The 21,178-nt window shown below is 52.6% G+C and carries 18 protein-coding genes and 8 pseudogenes; 25 read left to right on the forward strand and 1 reads right to left on the reverse strand.

The features are described 5' to 3' along the window. The first annotated feature begins 18 nt into the window (after nucleotides 1-18). The 15 genes and pseudogenes from PXT33_RS05380 to PXT33_RS05450 all read left to right on the forward strand — a co-directional run bounded on the left by PXT33_RS05380 (nucleotide 19) and on the right by PXT33_RS05450 (nucleotide 12,172). The gene (locus tag PXT33_RS05380; protein WP_074664075.1) at nucleotides 19-567 is read left to right on the forward strand and encodes a septation protein SpoVG family protein; all 549 of its coding nucleotides are present in this window, start codon (nucleotides 19-21) and stop codon (nucleotides 565-567) included. Then, nucleotides 557-1,350 (forward strand): annotated as a pseudogene (locus tag PXT33_RS05385) (DNA-methyltransferase). The gene PXT33_RS05380 and the pseudogene PXT33_RS05385 overlap by 11 nt, the downstream one beginning before the upstream one ends. Next, nucleotides 1,347-1,875, forward strand: a pseudogene (locus PXT33_RS05390) (MT-A70 family methyltransferase); the annotation flags it as partial. The pseudogenes PXT33_RS05385 and PXT33_RS05390, both read left to right, overlap by 4 nt. Nucleotides 1,876-2,036: 161 nt before the next feature. After that, nucleotides 2,037-2,432, forward strand: a complete 396-nt coding sequence (locus tag PXT33_RS05395; RefSeq protein ID WP_015560022.1) for a PrgI family protein — start codon at nucleotides 2,037-2,039, stop codon at nucleotides 2,430-2,432. Continuing rightward, nucleotides 2,380-4,748, forward strand: a pseudogene (locus PXT33_RS05400) (VirB4-like conjugal transfer ATPase, CD1110 family). The gene PXT33_RS05395 and the pseudogene PXT33_RS05400 overlap by 53 nt, the downstream one beginning before the upstream one ends. Then, nucleotides 4,729-6,429, forward strand: a pseudogene (locus tag PXT33_RS05405) (CD1108 family mobile element protein). Before PXT33_RS05400 ends, PXT33_RS05405 begins: the two co-directional pseudogenes overlap by 20 nt. 13 nt (nucleotides 6,430-6,442) lie before the next feature. Next, nucleotides 6,443-6,696: pseudogene (locus tag PXT33_RS05410) on the forward strand (DUF4315 family protein). Between the two features lie 2 nt (nucleotides 6,697-6,698). Next, nucleotides 6,699-7,435, forward strand: a pseudogene (locus PXT33_RS05415) (DUF4366 domain-containing protein). Between the two features lie 177 nt (nucleotides 7,436-7,612). Further along, nucleotides 7,613-7,980 (forward strand): annotated as a pseudogene (locus tag PXT33_RS05420) (cysteine-rich VLP domain-containing protein). Between the two features lie 162 nt (nucleotides 7,981-8,142). Continuing rightward, complete coding sequence (locus tag PXT33_RS05425; protein ID WP_347070519.1) at nucleotides 8,143-8,928, forward strand: hypothetical protein; 786 nt, start codon at nucleotides 8,143-8,145, stop codon at nucleotides 8,926-8,928. A gap of 182 nt (nucleotides 8,929-9,110) precedes the next feature. After that, the gene (locus PXT33_RS05430; RefSeq protein ID WP_332376050.1) at nucleotides 9,111-9,710 is read left to right on the forward strand and encodes a hypothetical protein; all 600 of its coding nucleotides are present in this window, start codon (nucleotides 9,111-9,113) and stop codon (nucleotides 9,708-9,710) included. Nucleotides 9,711-9,720: 10 nt separating this feature from the next. Continuing rightward, nucleotides 9,721-9,891, forward strand: a complete 171-nt coding sequence (locus PXT33_RS05435; protein ID WP_005933602.1) for a DUF4316 domain-containing protein — start codon at nucleotides 9,721-9,723, stop codon at nucleotides 9,889-9,891. Further along, complete coding sequence (locus PXT33_RS05440) at nucleotides 9,888-10,235, forward strand: plasmid mobilization protein (protein WP_191230403.1); 348 nt, start codon at nucleotides 9,888-9,890, stop codon at nucleotides 10,233-10,235. Before PXT33_RS05435 ends, PXT33_RS05440 begins: the two co-directional genes overlap by 4 nt. Before the next feature lie 163 nt (nucleotides 10,236-10,398). Beyond that, a complete protein-coding gene (locus PXT33_RS05445; protein ID WP_055246214.1) occupies nucleotides 10,399-10,686 on the forward strand; it encodes a CD1845 family protein in 288 nt (95 codons plus the stop codon). A gap of 140 nt (nucleotides 10,687-10,826) precedes the next feature. Beyond that, nucleotides 10,827-12,172, forward strand: a pseudogene (locus PXT33_RS05450) (relaxase/mobilization nuclease domain-containing protein). Between the two features lie 200 nt (nucleotides 12,173-12,372). On the opposite strand, the gene PXT33_RS05455 reads toward PXT33_RS05450, so the two are convergent. Then, nucleotides 12,373-12,735 (reverse strand): helix-turn-helix transcriptional regulator, encoded by a 363-nt coding sequence (locus PXT33_RS05455; RefSeq protein ID WP_332376052.1) that lies wholly within the window; start codon nucleotides 12,733-12,735, stop codon nucleotides 12,373-12,375. 147 nt (nucleotides 12,736-12,882) lie between these two features. On the opposite strand from PXT33_RS05455, the gene PXT33_RS05460 reads away from it, so the two are divergent. The 10 genes from PXT33_RS05460 to PXT33_RS05505 all read left to right on the forward strand — a co-directional run bounded on the left by PXT33_RS05460 (nucleotide 12,883) and on the right by PXT33_RS05505 (nucleotide 21,177). Further along, a complete protein-coding gene (locus tag PXT33_RS05460; RefSeq protein WP_025580818.1) occupies nucleotides 12,883-13,071 on the forward strand; it encodes a helix-turn-helix domain-containing protein in 189 nt (62 codons plus the stop codon). Then, nucleotides 13,064-13,756, forward strand: a complete 693-nt coding sequence (locus tag PXT33_RS05465; RefSeq protein WP_332376053.1) for a response regulator transcription factor — start codon at nucleotides 13,064-13,066, stop codon at nucleotides 13,754-13,756. The genes PXT33_RS05460 and PXT33_RS05465 overlap by 8 nt, the downstream gene beginning before the upstream one ends. A 5-nt stretch (nucleotides 13,757-13,761) precedes the next feature. After that, the gene (locus PXT33_RS05470; protein WP_014080235.1) at nucleotides 13,762-14,679 is read left to right on the forward strand and encodes a sensor histidine kinase KdpD; all 918 of its coding nucleotides are present in this window, start codon (nucleotides 13,762-13,764) and stop codon (nucleotides 14,677-14,679) included. A 135-nt stretch (nucleotides 14,680-14,814) separates the two neighbouring features. Beyond that, nucleotides 14,815-15,741 carry an ABC transporter ATP-binding protein gene (locus tag PXT33_RS05475; protein WP_007860248.1) on the forward strand — a complete coding sequence of 309 codons (927 nt, stop codon included), beginning with the start codon at nucleotides 14,815-14,817 and terminating at the stop codon, nucleotides 15,739-15,741. Beyond that, complete coding sequence (locus tag PXT33_RS05480; RefSeq protein WP_014080234.1) at nucleotides 15,734-16,528, forward strand: ABC transporter permease; 795 nt, start codon at nucleotides 15,734-15,736, stop codon at nucleotides 16,526-16,528. Before PXT33_RS05475 ends, PXT33_RS05480 begins: the two co-directional genes overlap by 8 nt. Before the next feature lie 12 nt (nucleotides 16,529-16,540). Next, entirely contained in the window at nucleotides 16,541-17,356 is an 816-nt protein-coding gene (locus PXT33_RS05485) for an ABC transporter permease (RefSeq protein ID WP_014080233.1), read from the forward strand. Nucleotides 17,357-17,361: 5 nt separating this feature from the next. Next, a complete protein-coding gene (locus PXT33_RS05490; protein WP_038259777.1) occupies nucleotides 17,362-17,823 on the forward strand; it encodes a hypothetical protein in 462 nt (153 codons plus the stop codon). 449 nt (nucleotides 17,824-18,272) lie between these two features. Continuing rightward, on the forward strand, nucleotides 18,273-18,710 hold the full coding sequence (locus PXT33_RS05495) for a sigma-70 family RNA polymerase sigma factor (protein WP_191230404.1): 438 nt from the start codon (nucleotides 18,273-18,275) through the stop codon (nucleotides 18,708-18,710). A gap of 572 nt (nucleotides 18,711-19,282) precedes the next feature. Beyond that, complete coding sequence (locus PXT33_RS14805; RefSeq protein ID WP_405002403.1) at nucleotides 19,283-19,381, forward strand: hypothetical protein; 99 nt, start codon at nucleotides 19,283-19,285, stop codon at nucleotides 19,379-19,381. 116 nt (nucleotides 19,382-19,497) lie between these two features. Then, nucleotides 19,498-21,177 (forward strand): recombinase family protein, encoded by a 1,680-nt coding sequence (locus PXT33_RS05505; protein ID WP_332376055.1) that lies wholly within the window; start codon nucleotides 19,498-19,500, stop codon nucleotides 21,175-21,177. Nucleotide 21,178 lies beyond the last annotated feature (1 nt).

Consider the following 21,178-nt stretch of genomic DNA (forward strand, 5'->3'; position numbering starts at 1 on the left):
GGAAAGGAGGAAACGATTTTGGATAAGGATGTCATATTAACCCCGGAACAGATCGCCGCCGAGGAGCGGCGCTGGCTGTTCGATGCGCCGATTGCGGAGCTGGCCGAGGTAAAAGGCGTGACGGTGGACGAAGCGGTTAAGCTGCGGACGGACGCAATTTTGCAGGAGGCCGCTGTTCCCATCGAAGTCACGGTTCGCCCGATTGAGCCCCAGGGCAAGCTCATCGGCTTTGCCAGCGTCAACTATGGCGGTGTAGTGATTGACGATTTCAAGGTGGTGGATGGTAAGAACGGGATTTTCCTCGGGGCTCCCAGCAAACCCGATCCCACCAGCAGGACGGGCTACCGCTCCACGGTGCGGATCAATGACCGGGCCACCCAGGAGCGGCTCAATGCGGCGGGAGCCCAGGCGTACCATTCAGCGGTGGAAAAGCTCATCGCCCGGGCCGAGGCAGTCCGCCCCACCCCGATCAAGGAGCAGATGGCACAGGCCGCAAGGGAGGCCGGGAAGGAAAATGCCGCCCGAACCGCCCCGGCAAAGAAGAAGGAGGCCCGGGATGACAGGTGATGTGACCTCGAGACAAATTGTCCCGAAGTCTCCAGCCTGCCCGGAGGGGCTGTTTTTGATGGACGGGATTGAAGGACTGCGCTCTTTGCCGAAGCACTCGGTTGATATGCTCCTTACCGATCCGCCCTATGGCACTACCCGGAACTTTTGGGATGTGCCGCTCCCGCTCCCGGAGCTGTGGGAGGCGGTCAAGTGGGCTGTCAAGCCGGATGGCGCAGTGCTGTTTTTCGCACAATGCCCCTATGATAAGGTGCTGGGGGCATCCAACCTCTCTATGCTCCGCTATGAATGGGTGTGGTACAAAAGCAGGTGTACTGGCTTTCTCAACGCAAGGCGGGCTCCCCTAAAGCGGACGGAAAACATTCTGGTGTTTTATCAAAAATTGCCCTATTACGATCCGCAGTTTGAACAGGGCAAGCCCTATAAGAAAATTTCCCGGACAGGGGGCAACAGCCCCAACTATGGAAAATTCCTGCGTTCCAGCAGTGGATCAGAGGATGGCCTTCGTTTCCCCGGGAACCTTTTGTCCTTTTCTTCCGTACAGCGTACCGTCCACCCCACGCAGAAACCCGTGGAGCTGTGCGAGTATCTCATCAAAACCTATACCCGGCCCGGGAGGTAGTGGCAGACATCTGCGCTGGCTCCGGCACGACTGCTGTGGCTGCTGTCAATACGGGCCGCCGATTTGTATGCTTTGAAACCGCCCCGGCCTTTTACGCCCCAGCTACAGAACGCATCCGACTGGCTACTGAGGCGGTCAAAGCCGGGCAGAAAGGAGTATAACTATCGGAAACTATTCTATCATTTACGCCGATCCCCCTTGGCAGTACCAGCGCAGTAAGGTACAGGGGGCGGCAGAAAACCATTATCCCACAATGGGGATTGACGAGCTGTGTGCGCTCCCGGTGGCTGATCTGGCCGCCCCGGACAGCGCACTTTTTTGTGGGCGACTTTCCCCCAGCTCCCGGAGGCCCTGCGGCTCATAGAGGCGTGGGGCTTCCGCTATAAGTCGGTGGCCTTTGTCTGGCTGAAAAAGAATAAAAAGGCAGACAGTTGGTTTTATGGCCTTGGCTTCTGGACGAGGGAAATGCGGAAATCTGCCTGCTGGCTACCAAGGGCCATCCCAAACGGAAGGCGGCAAATATCCATCAGTTTATCATTTCCCCGATTGAAGCCCACAGCAAAAAGCCGGACGAGGCCCGGGAAAAGATCGTGGCCCTTATGGGCGACCTGCCCCGGGTGGAGCTCTTTGCCAGACAGTCCCCGCCCGGCTGGGAGGTGTGGGGAAATGAAGTGAAAAGCACGATCCCGGACTTTGGGCTCATGGGGCCCCCGCAAAATCAGCGATTTTGTGGGGAGAGGAGGAACAACGGAGCGGACGGACTTCGGGACAAAGTGTCCCGAGGTAGTCAAGCGGAGTTTGTGACGACGAGTCCCGAGGTTAAAGGGGCCGGAAAGGAGGCTGATCCATGCCCTATGTGAATGTACCCAACGACCTGTCAAAAGTAAAAACCAAAATGGCCCTAAACCTTACCAAGCGCCAGCTCATCTGTTTTGGCTGTGCGGCGGCGGTAGGCATCCCGTCCTATCTGCTGGCCCGAGGCTCTATCGGTAATACCGGGGCCATGTTCCTTATGCTGGCCGTGATGCTCCCGGCATTTCTTCTGGCCATGTATGAAAAAGACGGGCTCCCGGCGGAAAAGGTGCTGAAAAACATCATACGGGCCCGGTTTCTGCGGCCCGGAGTCAGGCCCTATCAGACACAAAACATTTACGCCCCCTTTGCCGGGCGGGGCGCTGTGAGAAAGGAGGATGCGATTGCGAAAGGCAAATCAAACCAGCGGAAGAAAAACCGCAAAGGCTAAAAACCGGGCGGCCCTGTCCGCCCAGCAGACGATCCCCTATGTGGCGATGCACCCGGACGGGGTATGCAAGCTCCCCGGCGGGCTCTACACAAAGACCGTAGAATATGAGGACATCAATTATTCCGTGGCATCCACCGAGGATCAGACTGCGATCTTTGGCGGCTGGAGCTCATTTCTCAACTACTTTGACAGCTCCCTGCCGTTCCAGCTTTCCTTTATCAACCGCCGCTCCCACTCACGGAGCCGCTATAAGGTAAACATTCCCCAGGCGGATGATGATTTTAACAGCGTCCGGGAGGAATTTACCGGGATGCTGAAAAACCAGATCGCCCGGTCTAACAACGGGATTGAACGCTCCAAGTACATTACTTTCGGCATCCCAGCCGGAGGGATCGTGGAGGCCCGTCCCCGCCTGGAGCGTGTGGAGGCCGATGTGATGGGCAACTTTAAGCGGCTGGGCGTTCCCTGTGAACCGATGGACGGGCGGGCAAGGCTGGCCCTGCTTCACAGCCAGATGCATCCGGGCAACCGGGAACCGTTCCGCTTTTCATGGAAGGACATCCCGCAGACGGGGCTCGGCACCAAGGACTATATCGCCCCGGACAGCTTTGACTTCCGGCACTCCCGCCTGTTCCGGGTGGGCCAGTATTGGGGCGCTGTTTCCTACTTGCAGATTTTAGCGTCTGAGCTCTCGGATAAACTGCTGGCAGAAATTCTGGAGCTGGATGCGGAAATGACCGTAACCCTCCATATCCAGACGGTGGATCAGCTAAAGGCCATCAAAACCATCAAGGGAAAAATCTCCGACATTGGGAAAATGAAGGTGGAGGAACAGCGGAAGGCTGTCCGGGCTGGGTACGATCCCGACATTCTCCCGCCCGACCTCATTACCTTTTCCAAGGATGCGGCGGAGCTTCTTGCTGACCTCCAGTCCCGTAACGAGAGGATGTTCCTTTTGACTTTTACGGTAGTCAATATGGCCCCTACCCGCCAGCGGCTGGAAAATGATGTGTTTACCGTGGGCGGCATCGCACAGAAATACAACTGCGCCCTCAAGCGGCTGGACTGGCAACAGGAGCAGGGCTTTGTGTCCTCGCTGGCTCTCGGCTACAACGAAGTGGAGATCCAGCGTGGTATGACAACCAGCTCCACGGCAATTTTCATCCCCTTTATGACAAGGGAGCTGCGGATGGACGGGCAGGCCCTCTACTATGGCATGAACGCCCTTTCCCACAATGTCATTATGGCTGACCGCAAAAAGCTGAAGTCGGCCAACGGAATGTACCTCGGCTCTACGGGCTCGGGAAAATCCTTTGCGGCAAAGCGGGAACTGCTCAATGTCTTTCTGACCATTCCCCAGGATCGGATTATCATTGTTGATCCGATGGGCGAATATGCCCCGCTGGTTCGCAGGCTGGGCGGACAGGTGATCGAGATTGCCCCGGACAGCCCCCACCACCTAAACCCGATGGATGTGGAGCTCAACATGGCCGCCGGGGAGAGCCCTCTTTCCATGAAGGCGGATTTTTTGCTTTCCCTGTGTGAGCTGGTGGTAGGCGGAAAGGAAGGCTTACAGCCCATCGAAAAAACAGTTGTTGACCGCAGTGTGCGACTGGTGTACCGGGAACAGGCCCTTGGGCTTGATACGGGAAAAACCCCGCTTTTGCAGGACTTGTATGAGGAGCTCTTGAAACAGCCGGAGCCCGAGGCCCGGCGTGTGGCAACCGCCCTTGAGCTCTACTGCACCGGCTCCCTCAACCTGTTTAACCATCCCACGAATGTGAAAACCGACAGCCGGGTGGTGTGTATCGTGCTGAAAAACATGGGAGAAAACCTCCGCAAGATTGCCATGCACATCACAAATGAATTTGTGTCCCAGGCGGTAGATACCAACTTCCGGGAAGGCGTGGCGACATGGTGCTACTTCGATGAGTTCCATGTCCTGCTCCGTGATCCGCTGACCGCCAGCTATTTTGTGGCGGTGTGGAAAATGCTGAGAAAGAAAGGCTGCGTTCCCAGCGCCCTCACGCAGAATGTGAAAGACCTTCTGGCCAGCCGGGAGATCGAGAACATTCTGGATAACACCGACTTTATGATTTTGCTCTCGCAGGCTCAGAGTGACCGGGCGATTTTGGCAAGACAGCTCGGTATTTCCGAGCACCAGCTTTCCTACATTACCCACTCTAATTCCGGCGAGGGCCTGCTGTTTTACGGGAATGTGACCATCCCGTTTGTGGATCGGTTCCCGAAGGGGAAATCTATGACCTCTTAACCACCCGACCGGAGGATATGAAGAATGAAGCGAAAACCGAATAAACCACGCCCGGAGGCCCAAACGCATACGGAACCCGGAGGCGGAGCTGCCGAGCCCGGGGGCTCTGCTTTTGGGGCTGGCTCTGAACAGGAGCCCGGGGCGTCTGGCACTTCGGGACAAAGTGTCCCAAAGTCAAAATTCCGGCAGAAAAGCCAGCAGGAACAAGCGGCGGCATCCAAGCTCCGCATGGAAAAGTGGGGCGAAAAACGAGAGGCCGCCCAGGAAAAGCTGGCAAAGCAGAAGCCGCCCAAACAAAAAGGCCCGATCCGTAAGGCGGCGGGGGCCGCCGGATGGGGCGTTCACGGCTTTGTGCATGGCAAGCTCTACGAGGTGGAACAGGAAAATGTAGGAACCGAAGGGGCCCACCGCTCGGAGCTTGCCGGGGAGGTTGTCCTGCGGCATGGCTCCCGGTTTGTAAAACGCAAAGTCCGGGAGCATCCGGCAAGGGCGGCCAGCCGGGCCGAGGCCAGGTATCAGAAAGCGGCGGCGGATTATCATTTCCACACCGCCGCACAGGAGCACCCGGAGCTTTCCAAAAACTATTTTACCCGGTACTGGCAGAAACAGCGGCTTAGAAGGCAATACCAGAAGCGGGCGAAGGAGGCCACAAAACAGAGCGCAAAAGCCGCCGGGAAAACAGTCGCCGCCACGGAAAAGCTGACAGCCCGGGCCGCCGGGTTTGTGAAGCGCCATCCAGTCGGATGCCTGCTGGCACTGGCCTGTGTCCTTGTGATCGTCCTGCTCCAGTCCTGTTCGTCCTCACTGGTGTCCATCGGCAACGCCGGAGCCGGGGCGCTGGGAGCCACCACTTACCCCTCTGAGGATGAGGCGATTTTAGGGGCGGAAGCGGCTTATGCCGGGCTGGAGGCAGAACTGCAAACCTACCTTGATACCTACGAAAGCACCCACGATTATGACGAGTACCACTTCGATCTGGACGAGATCGAACACGATCCCTATGTGCTCATTTCCCTGCTGTCGGCGCTCCATGAGGGGAATGGACGCTTTCACAGGTGGAGGGCTCCCTGCAAATGCTCTTTGACCGCCAGTATATTCTGACGGAGCGTGTGGAGGTGGAGACACGCTATGACAGCGACGATGAACCCTATTCGTGGTACATCTGCTATGTGACGCTGGAAAACAAAAACCTGTCCCACCTGCCTGTTTCTTTGTTGAGCGAGGAACAAATGTCCCGGTACTCCATCTATATGTCCACCCTCGGCAACCGTCCCGACCTGTTTCCCGACTCCCCTATGTGGATAAATACATTACCAACCCGCCGGAGGGCTATGAGGTTCCGGGGAATATCTGGACGATGAAACATTCGCCGCTATTTTCTCAGAGGCAGAGAAATACATCGGCTATCCCTATGTGTGGGGCGGCTCCAGCCCGTCTACATCTTTTGACTGCTCCGGCTATGTGTCATGGGTGATCAATCATTCCGGCTGGAATGTGGGCCGCCTTGGGGCGCAGGGGCTTTACAACATCTGTACTCCGACCAGCTCCCCAAGGCCCGGCGACCTTGTGTTTTTCAAGGGAACCTATGATACCCCGGGCGTGAGCCACTGTGGTATTTATGTAGGCGATGGGCGGATGCTCCACTGTGGCGATCCCATCGGATACGCAAACTTAAATACAAGCTACTGGCAGTCTCATTTTTACGCCTACGGGCGTTTACCATGATTGGAGGTCATTTATGGCAACAGCAAAAAGCATGAAAATCCAGGCCGAGATTGATAAGGTCAAGGCCAAAATCAGCGAACAGCAGGCCCGGCTCAAGGAGCTGGAGCAGAAAAAGCTGGAGGCGGAAAACAGCGAGATCGTGGACATCGTGCGTGGCATGAGCATCCCCTTGCGGAACTGCCCCTGCTGTTTGAAAAGCTGAAAGGCGGCGGGGCTTTGGGACAAAGTGTCCCGAAGTCCGAGGATGAGGAAAAGGAGGAAAACTGAATATGAAACGGTTTCGAGTTTTGACAGCGGCGCTTTGTGCCGCTGTTTTGTTATGCGGCTTTAGCGTTCCCGCCTATGCCTACGCAGGCGGCGGCGAGGGCGAGGACTACGGCGATCCCACAATGGAACCCCCGGCCCCGGAGCCGACCATTACGCCGGGCGAGGGCTTTTCTGAGGAGGGAAACCTTGTAACCCGTGATCTGCTCTATGACGAGCACACCAACAAGCAGTTTATTACCGTCCAGACCAGCGGCGGCAATACCTTTTACATTGTCATTGATTATGACAAGCCTGTGGACGAGGAAGGCGAACAGTATGAAACCTACTTTTTCAGCGTTGTGGATGAGGGGGATCTGCTGGCCGCAGCCGAGGCCGCTGGCGTGGAACAGGCGGTCTGCTCCTGTCCGGAGAAATGTGCGGCGGGGGCTGTCAATACCGACTGCCCGGTATGCTCTGTCAATATGGGGAAATGCGTAGGCGCAGAGCCCGAGCCTGCCCCGGAGCCTGAGCCGGAACCCGAGAAGCCGGGCAACGCCGGAATGATCCTTTTGGTGCTGGCTGTCATGGGTATCGGCGGCGGGGCCGCATGGTATTTCAAGATTTACCGTCCGAAACACCAGCAGGCTGACCAACCCGAGGAGGACGATGGCGGGGAGTACCCGGACTATGACGGGTTTGAAGATGACGGCCCCCGTGGGACGAGGAGGACGAAACCGAAGAAAAGGAGGAAATCAGATGAATTTTACCAGCAGTCCCTTTGAACGAATGATGAAAGAAAAACCCCGTCCCCAGGCTCCCGCTGAGAACAGGCCGCCCAGGGGCTCGGCCTGTTATGGCTGCTGTTACTGGCGGGGGATCGCCTGTGTGTCCTGCTACAAGGAGCTTTTGAAGGCCGGGGCTGGCGGGAGGTGATGGATTGTCCCGTGAACTGACACGCAAGGAAAAGACAGCGATCCGCTCTCTTGTGGTAACATGGTGCGCCAACTATGACCGGGAATACGGATGCCTGCCGCTGGATAGCGATTGCTATATGCTGGGTAAATGCTGGACGGGATCATACTGCCGCTATTTCCGGGAGTCCGTCCTGCCCCTTGATCCGGCGCTGGAAGCGTCCCTTATGAGCGAGGGCCCAAGACCGGATTTTAAGATATGCCCGGTATGCGGCGGGCCTGTTCCCCGGACAGGCGGCAGGCGTACTGCTCGGCGGCCTGTGCAAAGAAAGCCCACCGCCGCCAGCAACGGGAATATATGCGGAAAAAGCGGGGTGCATCCGTTGACAATTAGGGCCTGCAAAACCCGCTTATATCAAGGATTTTCGGGGCCGTTCCGTTGGCCTGCCGTATCATTCTACGGTCTGGCCCCGTTTGCCCCGATACTGTCAACATCCATACAGCGGGACTTTGGGACAATTTGTCCCGAAGTCCCTGCTTTCTGAGAGGAGGAATTATGCCGAAATATTACCCCATCAATGAGGAGGCCGCCCGGCGTGCTAAAAACGCCAACAGCTTTTCCGACTATGTTCCCGGCTCCGCTACCGCCGCTTATCGTGAAATGGTGGATCAGGCCTATGCCCTTGGGGAACAGCAGAAAGGGCGTGTCGATCCCATGTACCACGAAAAGATTGACGGGCTCATAGACCGCTATGCCCGCAAGCTGGCGGAGAACATCAACCAGAGCAATCTCATAGATGCCCGTGTACCCTCCATCCTCATCGCCGGAGGTTCCAACTTCCCGGTGCGGAAAAAGGAAAAGCAGAACGCCGCCCGGGATAAGAACATGGGCGAATATATGCAGATCGAGGGCCTGCTGGACAAGGTGCGCTCAACGGGCATGGGCGGGATCAGAGCAGACGATGACCGGGCTGTGGAAAAGCTGGAGGCAAAGCTGGCAGGGCTGGAGGCCATGCAGGAGGAAATGAAAACTGTCAATGCCTACTACCGCAAGCATAAAACGCTGGAGGGCTGTCCCGTCCTGTCCGCCGAGGAAATCGGAAAGCTCCAGTCCTCTATGGCATCCGACTGGCGCAAAAATCCCGTACCCTATCCGTCCTATCTGCTTACCAACAACAATGCCAATATCCGCCGCACACGCCAGCGCATTAAGGATTTGAAAAGCCAGTCGGAATATGCGGGCTGGGCCTTTCCCGGGGCCGGGCGGAAATCAACGAAGGAGAAAACCGCTTGCAGCTCTTTTTTGAGGAAAAGCCATCGGAGGAACAGCGGCGGGAACTGAAAAGCAACGGTTTTAAGTGGGCTCCCAGCCAGGGGTATGGCAGAGACAGCTTACGAAAAATGCCATCTATGCGGCGGGCCGGATGGAGTTTTTACGCCCGGAGGATGGGCAGAGCCCTTACCAGCTCCAGCCCTTTGCCCGGAAAACGGAAAAGGATATGACACGATGAAGGAGGTGTATTTGTGGACAAAAATCAAGGCTATTCCATTTTGAAGGCTGTGATGCTGGAAAATGGCAGGGGCTTTGCGCTGGGGCATCATCCCACAGCTCCATCCCCCTATGTCACATGGGCCTGTTACGATGATAAGAACGGCCAGCGGCAGTATGAATGGGGACATTACGGCAACGATCTGGCCGCTATGGAACGGGATTTTTCAGACCGGGTAAAGGACTATCAGCGGCTTTACCATGTGGGGATCGTGCAGACCGAGGCCCCCGGCCTTTACAAGTATTACTCTACCCAGCGGCCTGTGGACATCGGGACATTCCCCAAACCGCCCCACAATGCCCCGGATGAGATCGTCAACTATGACCGCCGCATCCCGGTGGAGGGCGGCGCATTTCTGGCATGGGGGCATCTGACTTATACAAGGCCGCTGACCGAAAAGGAGGCGTCTGACTATGAGCTCCGTCCTGCCCCCGTCATTTCTGAATTATCCCGAAAAAACGGTGACAGGCCCCTCTCGATTGCCCAGCAGATGAAAGAGGCCGGAGCTCTGGCCGAAGCCAGCCAGGGCGATCCCATCCATAAGAAAAAGGCCCCCGACCGGGGCGACCGATAGGAGGATTTGTATGGAAGAAAGATATAACCCGATGAAAAGTGCGGAGATCGCCACCGAGCACAATTACAATATGCTGGACGGTGTTCTCAATAACCAGGCCCCGCCCCCGGAGGAAAAGGAGCTGGATAAGGTTAAGGAACCGCCCCACAAGCGCCGGAGCCGGGAACGGGAGGAACGATGACAAAGAAACGCCGCCGCCCGATCCATCTCCATGTGATGGTATCTGAGGAGGAGCAGGCCCTTATTCAACAGCGCATGGCCGAGGCGGGCATCCGCAATATGGGGGCCTATATACGGAAAATGGCCCTCAATGGCTATGTGCTCCATGTTGACCTCTCGCCCGTCCGGGAGCTGGTATCGCTCCAGCGGCGGTGCTCCAACAATCTCAATCAAGTGGCGATCCAGGCGAATACCTACGGTGGGATTTACCCCGAGGAGATCGCCGCTCTGCAACGGGACTATGCCGCCCTGTGGGGGCCGCTGTCCGATCTGCTGAAAAAGCTCTCCGCATTGGTGGAGCTCTGATCCTTCCGGGGAGTGGTGTGTGCCGCTCCCCGGTTTTCACTACTTCGGGACAATTTGTCCCGAGGTGCTGAAAGCCGGAGGCATCCTTGTTGTCCCTCCCGGACAGAGGTATAATTATCATGTAAGGAACCATAAACCACACTTTTCAAGGAGGTATCAAGCGATGCGGATCATTCTGAAACTTTTAGCGGCCCCCTTTGTTCTGGCCCTCACGCTCCTTGTGGCAGTATTGAATTTTGCTTTTTCCTTTGCGTCATGGGTGTTCTGCGCCCTGTCCTTTCTCTGCCTGATCGGAGCCCTGTTTGCTTTATTCACGGGGGATCGCTGGGGCATACAGGGGCTTGTGATCGCCTTTGCTGTTTCGCCCTTTGGCCTGCCCGCTGTGGCGGAGTGGCTCATTGACAAGCTGGACAGTCTCAACTACTCGCTAAAGAGTTTTATCACAGGATAACGCTTTGGGACAATTTGTCCCGAAGTCCCCTGCGGCGGCTGGACGGACAGCCGCCGTTTTCTTTGGAAGGAGGTGTGCTCACGGCTACAACTTATATCCGGCCCTACAAGGTGGCGGCTGGGAAAGGCGCTGTCCAGACAATGGAGGAACGCTTTGACTATGGGCTTAATCCGAAAAAGCTGGGAGCCCTGTCCTCATACCTCTGCGATCCGGCCACGGCTCCCGCTGAGTTTCTGCTGGTAAAGAGCCAGTACCAGGCGGAAACAGGCCGGGCCGTAGAGCGTGGAGCCCTGTTTTTTCAAATCCGGCAGGCGTTCCCGCCCGGCGAAGTGACAGCGGAGGAGGCCAACCAGATTGGCTATGAAACAGCCATGCGCTGGACAAAGGGAAAGTATCAGTTTTTTGTCTGCACCCACACAGACAAGGGGCACCTCCACAATCACATTTATTTCAATTCAACGGCCTTTGACCGCTCTCGGAAGTTCCATAATTTTATCGGCTCCAGCTTTGCCCTGCGGCGGCTCTCTGACCGGGTGTGCATTGAGCATGACCTCTCTGTGATCCAAAATCCCAAACAGCACAGTAAGGGCCGGTATCTCCATTATGGCCAGTGGATTGGGGAAAAGCCGCCCTCTGCAAAACAGCGGGTGCGGCTGGCCATCGTGGAGTCCCTGCAAAAACAGCCCGCCGATTTTCCGGCGTTTCTGAGGCTTATGGAGGAGTCCGGCTTTCTGGTAAAGCATGGCCGTGGCGGTGTGATCTCCTTCCTTGCTCCCGGGCAGGATAAGCCCACCCGCCTGCGGGCATCTACCCTCGGGGATGGTTTTGATCCCGAGGACATCCGGGCTGTGATTGCCGGGGAGCGTCCGATCCCGGAGCTCCCGCAGGAGGCCCCGACTTCTGCCCGTCGTGTCAATCTGATTATAGACATTCAAGAGCGCATGGCACAAGGCAAGGGCCCGGCCTATGAACGGTGGGCCAAGGTTTACAATCTGAAACAGATGGCTGCTGCGCTCCAGTACCTGCGGGAAAATGATTTGATGGACTATGAGGCGCTGGCGGCCAGTACAGAAAAGGCAGTAGAGCGTTTTCACACGCTGTCCGAGGAATTGCGGCAAACGGAGGCGGAGCTGGAAAAGACCTCCGGGCTCATGGCGGCTACTGTGGACTACGCAAAAACCCGGCCTGTGTTTGACGGTTATAAGGCGGCCCGGTACAGTAAAAAGTATCTGTCGGAGCATGAGGCGGAGCTTGCCACTTACCGGGCGGCCCGGGCCACTATGAATGAGCTTTTGGACGGTGCAAAACTGCCAAAGATGGCGGATATGAAAAAGTCCCGCCAAGAATTGGCGGGAAAGAAAAAGCCCTCTATGCGGAATACCGCAAGGCCCAGGCGGATATGCGGCAGGCTGTGGCAATCAAGGCGAACATTGATCATCTGCTCGGCGTGACGGACGGGCGGGAAAATAAGGCCCAGGAGCGGTAGCGACAGGCCGCAGACAACAGGCGCATAGCGCCGGGACTTTGGGACAATTTGTCCCGAAGTTCAGCGGGTTTGGGGAGCTCCCCAACAAGTATTTTGCGGGCCTGCGGCCAGCAAAAATTTCGGAGTGTGGCCACACCCGAATTGCTTGCCATTTCGTGCGCTTCCGATACATGGCGCAAAAAAACGAAGGTCACGCTTTCTTACGCTTCCTCCGTTTCTCTGGCTTTCTTAATTCCCTCGGCTGTGGCTTCTATCACGACGAGCTCTTTTTCATTCATAGAATTTAGGAGCACATCAATGTGTTTTCTGCAAGAACTTGTCTGCGCCCCTCCGTCCGCATGAATAAACTGGTCTACTGAAATGTCAAACATAGTAATGAGTTTAACAAAAAGGTCGAAGCTGGGATATTGACCTTTATTCTCAATATTCATAATGGTACGGGAGTCACGGTCTACTAATTCCGCAACATAGGCTTGTGTCCAGCCCTTTTCTTCTCTGGCTCGTTTGAGTGCCGCCCCGAGGCCGTGAAAGTCAAACCTTCTTTCATCTTGGTTCATTCTCATATCACCCTATATCATTCTACATTTCTGGTTGAATTATGAGAATGTAATGAGATTTTACATTGAGTAGTATTTTATTTCGTGTCCATGTAGTCTCTAACTTGTATTATTCGAGGCAGAGAACTATAATATATCCTGTGGAGGTGCAAAATGGACTATATGACATTGAAAGAGGCTGCCGAAAAGTGGGGCGTGACACCTCGTAGGGTAAATTATTATTGTGCTGGTGGGCGTATCCACGGCGCTGTGAAAATGGCTGGTATTTGGCTGATCCCTAAAACTGCGGAGAAGCCGATTGATGGGCGGACAAGACAAGGGAAGGAGCTGCGCCATGAATAAAATTTTGATTATAGATGATGACAGAGAACTGTGCGCTTTGATTAAACGCAGCGTACAAGCAGAAAACATAGAAGCTGATTTTTGTAATACTGGAAAAGAGGGCTTGCAGAAATTAAAAGAGCAGGAGTATCAGCTTGTAGTGCTGGATGTGATGATGCCCGGTATGGATGGCTTTGAAACGCTGGAAGAAATCCGTAAAGAGAACAGCCTGCCGATTTTGATGTTTACATCCAAAAATGACAGCATTTCTAAAGTGCGGGGCTTACGGGCCGGGGCGGACGATTATCTGACAAAACCGTTTGATATGGACGAACTGATTGCCCGTATTGCGTCCCTCATTCGCCGCTACACCCGCTTTAATCAGCAAGCCGGAACTGTGCAAAAACTGGATTTTGACGGATTGCAGATTGACCTTGAAAATCGTTCTGTTACGACGGCAAACGGCACTTTTGAACTTCCGCCAAAGGAATTTGATCTGCTCCTGTACTGTGCAAAACATCAAGGTAAAATTTTGACAAAACAGCAGATTTATGAGGAAGTTTGGGGCGAAGAATATTTCTATGATGACAGCAATATCATGGCGATTATCAGCCGGCTTCGTAAAAAATTAGAAGTCAATCCTTCCAGTCCAAAGTATATCCAGACGGTCAAAGGGATTGGCTACCGCTTTAATAAGGAGGTGTAGCTGGTATGGAAATTATCGTATTCTTGTCCATTGTGATTGCTGTTGTGGCTGTATTGACTTCCATCGTTCTCATTCGGCGCGTAAAAAAGCAAATCGCAGAAATGACCGATGCACTGGTTGATGTGAAAGACGGAAATGGCAACCGGCGTATTCTATCTGCAACAAATGAACTGACAGCACCTCTTGCCTATGAAATCAACGAGATCGTTGTGGCCTATGAAAGCAGACTTTCAACTGTACGGCAGACAGAAGAAACCAACCGCCAGCTTATGACGAGCCTTTCCCACGATGTGCGAACGCCCCTTACTACTCTGATTGGGTATCTTGACGCTGCACACAAAGGACTGGTCACAGGAAAAGACCGGGATGATTATATTGAAACCGCCCGCCGGAAAGCCCATGATCTGAAAGAATATATTGATGTACTCTTTGACTGGTTCAAGTTAAATTCAAACGAGTTTGCTTTGGAGATCCAGAGCGTTGAGGCCGCAGAGCTGACAAGAAATATCCTCATTGACTGGATACCGATTTTTGAGGATAAACAGGTTGAGTATGACATCGATATTCCCGAACAGCCTGTCCGGGTAAGATTGGATATGGACAGCTATATGAGGATCGTCAACAATCTCATTCAAAATGTAATTGCTCACAGCCATGCAGACAAAATCAAAATTGCCCTGTCAAAGAAGGAAAATAACATGGAGCTGCTGCTGGCGGATAATGGAGTGGGAATTGAGAAGGAAGATTTGAAACACATTTTTGAACGGCTCTATAAGTGTGACAAAGGACGCTCTGAAAAAGGCAGCGGACTTGGTCTTTCTATTGTCCATCAGCTTGTAGAAAAGATGGGTGGGAGTATAACAGTTGAAAGTTTGCCGGGAAAAGGAACTGAATTTATGTTGCTTTTTCCTTTGGAGATTTAAGCGGGTTCCCGTCTTTATGGCGGGAACCTTTGTCATTTTTGCCGGATTTCAAATTGCAAGGTTAATGCAAGGTTGCGGCAAGGTTAATGCAAGGTTGGCGTGATAGAATACCTTACAGAACAGGAGGTTTTGAATATGGATACAAATTACATCATTGAAACAAAAAATCTGACGAAGCAATATGGCTCGCAAAAGAGTGTGGCTGACTTAAATATCCATGTGAAGCGTGGGAGAATTTATGGTCTGCTTGGCAGAAACGGAGCCGGAAAAACCACTACCATGAAAATGCTGTTGGGCTTAACGAAGCCGACTTCCGGAGAGGTCAAAATCTGGGGAAAGTCTTTACAGGGGAATGAAAAGAAATTGCTGCCCCGTATCGGCAGCTTGATTGAGTCCCCCGGTTTTTATCCCAATCTGACCGGCACAGAAAACCTGCGTATTTTTGCTACTCTGCGGGGTGTACCAAACAATCATGCCATCAAAGATGCTCTGGATTTGGTAGGACTTCCCTACAAAGATAAAAAACTCTTTTCTCAGTATTCTCTTGGTATGAAGCAGCGGCTTGCCATCGCCCTTGCCGTTATGCACGATCCAGAACTTTTGATTTTGGATGAACCGATCAACGGTCTCGATCCTATCGGTATTGCAGAAGTACGCTCTTTTATTCGGGAGCTTTGCGACGCAAGAGGAAAAACCATTTTGATTTCCAGTCACATTCTTTCGGAGATTTCCCTGCTGGCTGACGATATTGGAATTATCGATCACGGCGCATTGCTGGAAGAAGAAAGCCTTGCTGAACTGGAGCAAAAAAGCAGTAAGCATATCCGGTTTACACTCTCTGATACTGCACAGGCGGCAAGAATTTTGGAACGCAATTTCCATGAAAACCATTTTTCCATACAGGACGACCACAATCTGCGCCTGCACAACCTTGATCTGCCTGTGGGGAAAATTGTAACTGCCTTTGTAGAAAACGGATTGGAGGTATCGGAGGCGCATACTTGTGAAGAAAGTCTTGAAGATTACTTCAAGCGTGTGACAGGGGGCGAAGGAATTGCTTAAACTAATCAAATGCGAATTTTTGAAATTAAAACGGAAGCCCTTGGTATTTATTTCTCTGCTGCTTTCTGTTTTCATGCCATTGGCTTATGCTTTCTTTCTGGCAGATGTAAACACTGATGTGGATGCTGTAAATGGAGTGATGTCCAGCCTGTTCCAGCTCAGTGCTTATTTGCTTTTGATGCCGCTCCTTGTGATACTGGCTTCCAATCTGCTGTTTGAGGAGCTGGACAATGACACACTAAAAAACCTTGTTACCATACCGATAAACAGAACCAAGTTGGTGCTGTCCAAGATGCTGGTTTTGCTATTGTTTGCCGTTGGCTTTATGGCAGTTGGAGGATTGGTAAATCTTGCGGTTTTGCTGTTTCAGGGCTGGGAGCCGGTTGGGTTTTGGATCTTGTTTGGCGTTGGGATAGAAGAAGGGCTGATTATGTGGGTAGGCGCACTTCCATGTATCCTGCTCGTTGTTCTTCTTAATAAAAACTATATCGTGTCGGTCGTGATTACCTTTTTCTATACGACTGCAAATTATATCCTTTCGATGAGCGATGCGTTCCTCACACAGCCTTTTGGTTTGAATATCGGAACCCTGTTTCCGGGACCGCTGGCTTTCCGCTGGACCTTCCAATTTTATGACCAAAGCCAGACCAGTGCGGAATTGGCAGACTTGTTGGAACGGATCAGTCCGTATTTTCTGAATGGTGTTCAGGTGTTCGGTGTGATTGTTGTGGAAGCCGTTGTATTTCTTGCGCTGATTGCGTTGGTTTACCGGCGCCAGGAAATCTAAGGGGGTGTAATTATGTGGGATTTATTAAAAGCAGAATTGCTCAAGCTACGCCGGTGCCAAATACTTTGGGTGGGGCTGGTGGCGCTTGCACTCTGTCCGTTGGTGCAATATGGGAGCCAGCTGATTGTGGAGGCGGAGTACCGAAATCCAAACTATGATTTTTCCACTCTGTTTGAGAATGTTGTCTGGGGCAATACGCAGATGTTTTTTCCGATTTCACTGGTGATGATTGGCAGCTGGCTGATTGACAGAGAATCCACCCATGATACGCTGAAAAACATCATGACAATTCCTGTTTCCATGCCGAAAATGCTGGGAGCTAAGCTCTTTTGGGTCGGGATTTTTGCAGTCCTGCTGGGAATATACAGCGTTGGCGTTACCTTGATTACTGGATTGACGGTTGGATTATCGGGACTGACAGTGGAAGTGTTTTTTCATGGAGGTACACAGATCGTGTTGGCAGCTCTGACGACCTATTTGGTCTGTATGCCGCTGATCTTGATTTTTGGGCAGATCCGAGGGGCATATCTGGGAGGTTCCATTCTGGCGTTTTTCCTTGGATATAGCATGCTGTTCTTCAAAGGCGGTATCCTTGCCAGCATCTATCCGTTTTCTGCTGCGCTGATTTTAGTGGGCTTTGACATGAGTGGATATGCCGGAACAACCACAGCCCCGAATCCTTTGCTGGCAGTCATTGGGGTTGGCATCATGGTTCTCTGGGCGGTGCTGTTGTTACTGATGTCCAGTAACAAAAAAGAAATAAAATCCCGTAAACAGGCAAATTCCAAGGGAAAAGGAAAGCGTGCTGTACGCAGGAAAGGAAGGTGATACCTGTGAAGAAAATAGTTCTATCATTATGCTTGATACTGTTGGGCGCTTCTGTGCTTTCCGGTTGTACAAAAGATGAAGTTCTCGATCAGTATAACAATATTGTTCAGTCTGCTGGTTCCATAGCACTTACCGGAAATTCATCCTTACAAGGTACGAAAGAAAAAGGAATTGATGATTATACAGGAAGCTATACAGCCAACTATGAGGATTTTTCAGATACAGAGTATTTGTTCGGCGGAACTTCCATAAAGCGTGAAGCGGGTAAGGATCTGTCTATTGACTGCGCGCTGGAGGTTACGGATGGAACTGCAAAAGTATTTTGGATTTCTGGAGCTGATGAAGAAGTCACTTTGCTTGAAACAACCGGAACATATAGTGATACAATTACACTCCCTGAAGGTGGAAACTATATCGGCATTGAATGTGAAAATTTCACTGGAAGCATTGAATTGAATATGGAGTAACATTCTGCCGGACGACGGCAAAAGAAAAAAAGCCGTCGTAAAGCAGACACATTTCCACGCGCCTATGAAGCGGCGGCTTTGATTTCAGAGCCGCCGTTTCTTTTCGTCTACCTTAAACCAACGACGACCTAACACCGTGTAAATCCACGGCGGCATATAGGAGGATTGCCGCCGTGTCTATTTTTGCCTTTTTTCACAGTACACATGATCTACACCAGCTAAAATAAGCGTAGCTCCCCCTCCGGGACAGTCTGGTTATAAATATGAAATTAGGCAGTACATAAATGAATATGTAACTTCATGCGCCTGTGCGGCTTTGTGTCGCCCAGGCGCTTTTTTGTACTTCGAGACAAATTGTCCCGAGGTGCAGGGCGGCTCCCGGGGTGCCGCTCCCCGCCAAGCCCCGTTTCGGTCACTCATCCACCCAACACTGAAACGGAGGTTTATTTATGACTACAATCAATCTGAAGGATTTTTATTATTGGTACACACAGGATCAGTTTATCGAGGTTTCTGACGAGGTAGCCGAAGTGTTTGTGTCCGATGCTCGGCACGAAATGGCCTACCAGCGGCGGCTCTCCCGGCATAAGGCGCAGTATTCTCTGGACTGCGATGACGGGATCGAATATTCCGCCTGCCTGCATGAGCCAACGCCCCAGGAGCTTCTGGAGCGCATGGAGCTGTTCATCCGTCTGTGGAACGCACTCAACTCTTTGCCGGAGATCCAGGGCCGCAGGATTGATGCCCACATCATTCTCGGAAAGAGCATCAAGGAAATTGCCGAGGCCGAGGGCGTACATGAGGAGTCTGTCCGCCAGTCGATCAAGCGTGGCCTTGAGCGCATGAAAAAACTTTTTGATTTTTTCATTTTCCCCACTTGGAAATGATGAAAAAATGTCTCGGTTTATGAAAGGAGATATTCTTCTTTCTGCAGATAAACAGCAGCGGCCCCGGGCATAGTCCGATGAGCCGGGCGGCGGGTGCGCTGTGACTTTTTCTTTGGAAGAATGAGCGAACAACACCAACGCCGCAACTGGGCCGGGCCAACCCACGGCCACGATCCGGCATAGGACAGGCTGGCCGCCTGTCCCTCCGGGCCGCCCTCTTATCTGCGAGGGAACGCCGCTCTGAGCATGGTTGTCTTTGGACAGGGCAAGAAAATGGGAGCGGCGTTCTCTATTTTATACTTACATGGAGTGAGGCAAGAGGGCAGCATCGTTTGGGTGCTGCCCTCTTGCGTTTCCCCACGATATGCGGGAGGCGTATCCTATTTTTGATAAGGAGGTTTTACCGTGAGATTAACGGCAAAGGAACTGGAACAAATGAAAAGCGTTGACATCGGCGCAGTGGCTCCCGAGTCCCTGCCGGATGTGAGCGGTATGGCCTTTGACACCTCTCTCCCCGGGAGGAGCGGATCGCCCTGTTTTTACAGGCGGTAGAAAATCCATACTGCTTTTGCATCGGCGGGATCGGTGTGAAAATTGAATTCGCGGAAAGCGGGCCATCCTTGCAGGACACGCTGACGGACTTCCTGCTCCGGCAAAAAAGCGGGCTGTAACTTCGGTTATGGCCCGTTTCTACTTCGAGACAAAGTGTCCCGAGGCGGAGGCATCCTTGTTGTCCCGCCCGGGCAGAGGTATAATATAGATGTAATGTGATAGGGAAGGAGGAACAATGGCACGAGCAAAAAACAGAGGATTGCAACAGAGTTTCTCTCCCTCTTATACCGTCCGCCGCTGGCGGCTGGGCGAATATATCCGGCTTTCCAAAGAGGACTTGAAAAAGGGAAAGGACGACAGCAACAGCGTCATCAACCAGCGTGATCTGCTCAATGACTTTTACCAGAAGCATATCGGAGAATTTGAAAGTGTTTCCGAATATGTAGACGATGGACACACAGGAACGGACGCCAACCGGGAGAATTTCCAGCGGCTCCTTTCCGATGTAATGAGCGGGAAAATAAACTGCGTGGTAGTAAAAGACCTTTCCCGTTTTGCAAGAAATTACAGCGATGCGGGAAGTCTGATTGATAACCTGTTTGTTCAGATGGGTGTCCGTTTTATCAGTCTTGCTGAAAATGTGGACAGCTATCTCAACCCGGACAGCGTTTCCAGTATTATCGTCCCGATTACAAATGTGATGAACGATCAATACTGCTACCAGACCTCAAAGAAAATTCGCCAGGTATTTGACTACAAGCGGCGCAACGGTCAGTACATCGGCGCATTTGCTCCTTATGGATATATAAAGCACCCAAAGGACAAGCACCAGTTGATCATCGATCCCGATGCCGCTGAAATCGTCAAACTTATTTTCTCTTTGTTCCTAAAAGGGACATCGAAACGGGCCATCGCTTTGTATCTGAATGAACACGGCGTACCAAGCCCCTCGGCTTATAAACTGCAAAAGGGCATACCCGTTTCAACAAGAGGATATGACGATCCTATGTGGGGAGCCCGCATGATCCACTCCATTCTGACGAACCCCACCTATACCGGGGATCTGGCACAGGGCCGCAGTCGGGTAAAAAGCTATAAGGTACACGAGGTTGAAAGCGTTCCCCGTGAAGAATGGGTGGAAGTAGCTGGTACGCATGAGGCAATCATTGATTATGAAACCTTTGATAAGGTGCAGGCCCTTTTACAGCGGGATACCCGTACTTCTCCAAAAGGCCGGGAAGTCCACCTGTTCAGCGGTTTTCTGAAATGTGCTGACTGCGGGCGGGCAATTACCCGGAGCGTAGGCAACAACAATAATGTGTACTATGCCTGCTCCACCTACAAGAACCGCTCTCGGACAGCCTGCACAATGCACTCAATCAAGCATAACCGTCTGGAGGCCGCTGTCCTCTTTGCGGTACAACAGCAAGTCCATCTGGCTGTTTCATACTCGGAAATGATTGCTCGCATTAACACCGCCCCGGTCAAAAAGAGCCAGTCCATCCGTTTGGAAGAACTGATTGCTGCGAAAGAGCAGGAACTGGCAAAAATCAGCCGCTACAAGCAGTCCCTTTATCAAGACTGGAAAGACGGGGAAATTACCCAGCAGGACTACCGGGATATGAAAGCCGATTATGAACGACAGACCATCGCTCTTACGGATGTGCTGGCCCGGCTGAATGCTGAACGGGCGGAACTGGCAAACGGTGTAAAGAGTGAGCATCCCGCATTGGTGGCCTTTACAAAGCATCAAAATATCGACCAGCTTTCTCGGGAACTTCTCGTTGAGCTGATCGACCATATCAAGGTTTATGAGAATGGAAACATTAGTGTGAGATTTAAGTTTGCGGATGAATTTAGACGCATAGCAGAATACATTGAAATCAACACCACAAAACCCGCAGTAGCGGGCTAAC

Source organism: Faecalibacterium taiwanense, assembly GCF_036632915.2.
Classification (GTDB): domain Bacteria; phylum Bacillota; class Clostridia; order Oscillospirales; family Ruminococcaceae; genus Faecalibacterium; species Faecalibacterium taiwanense.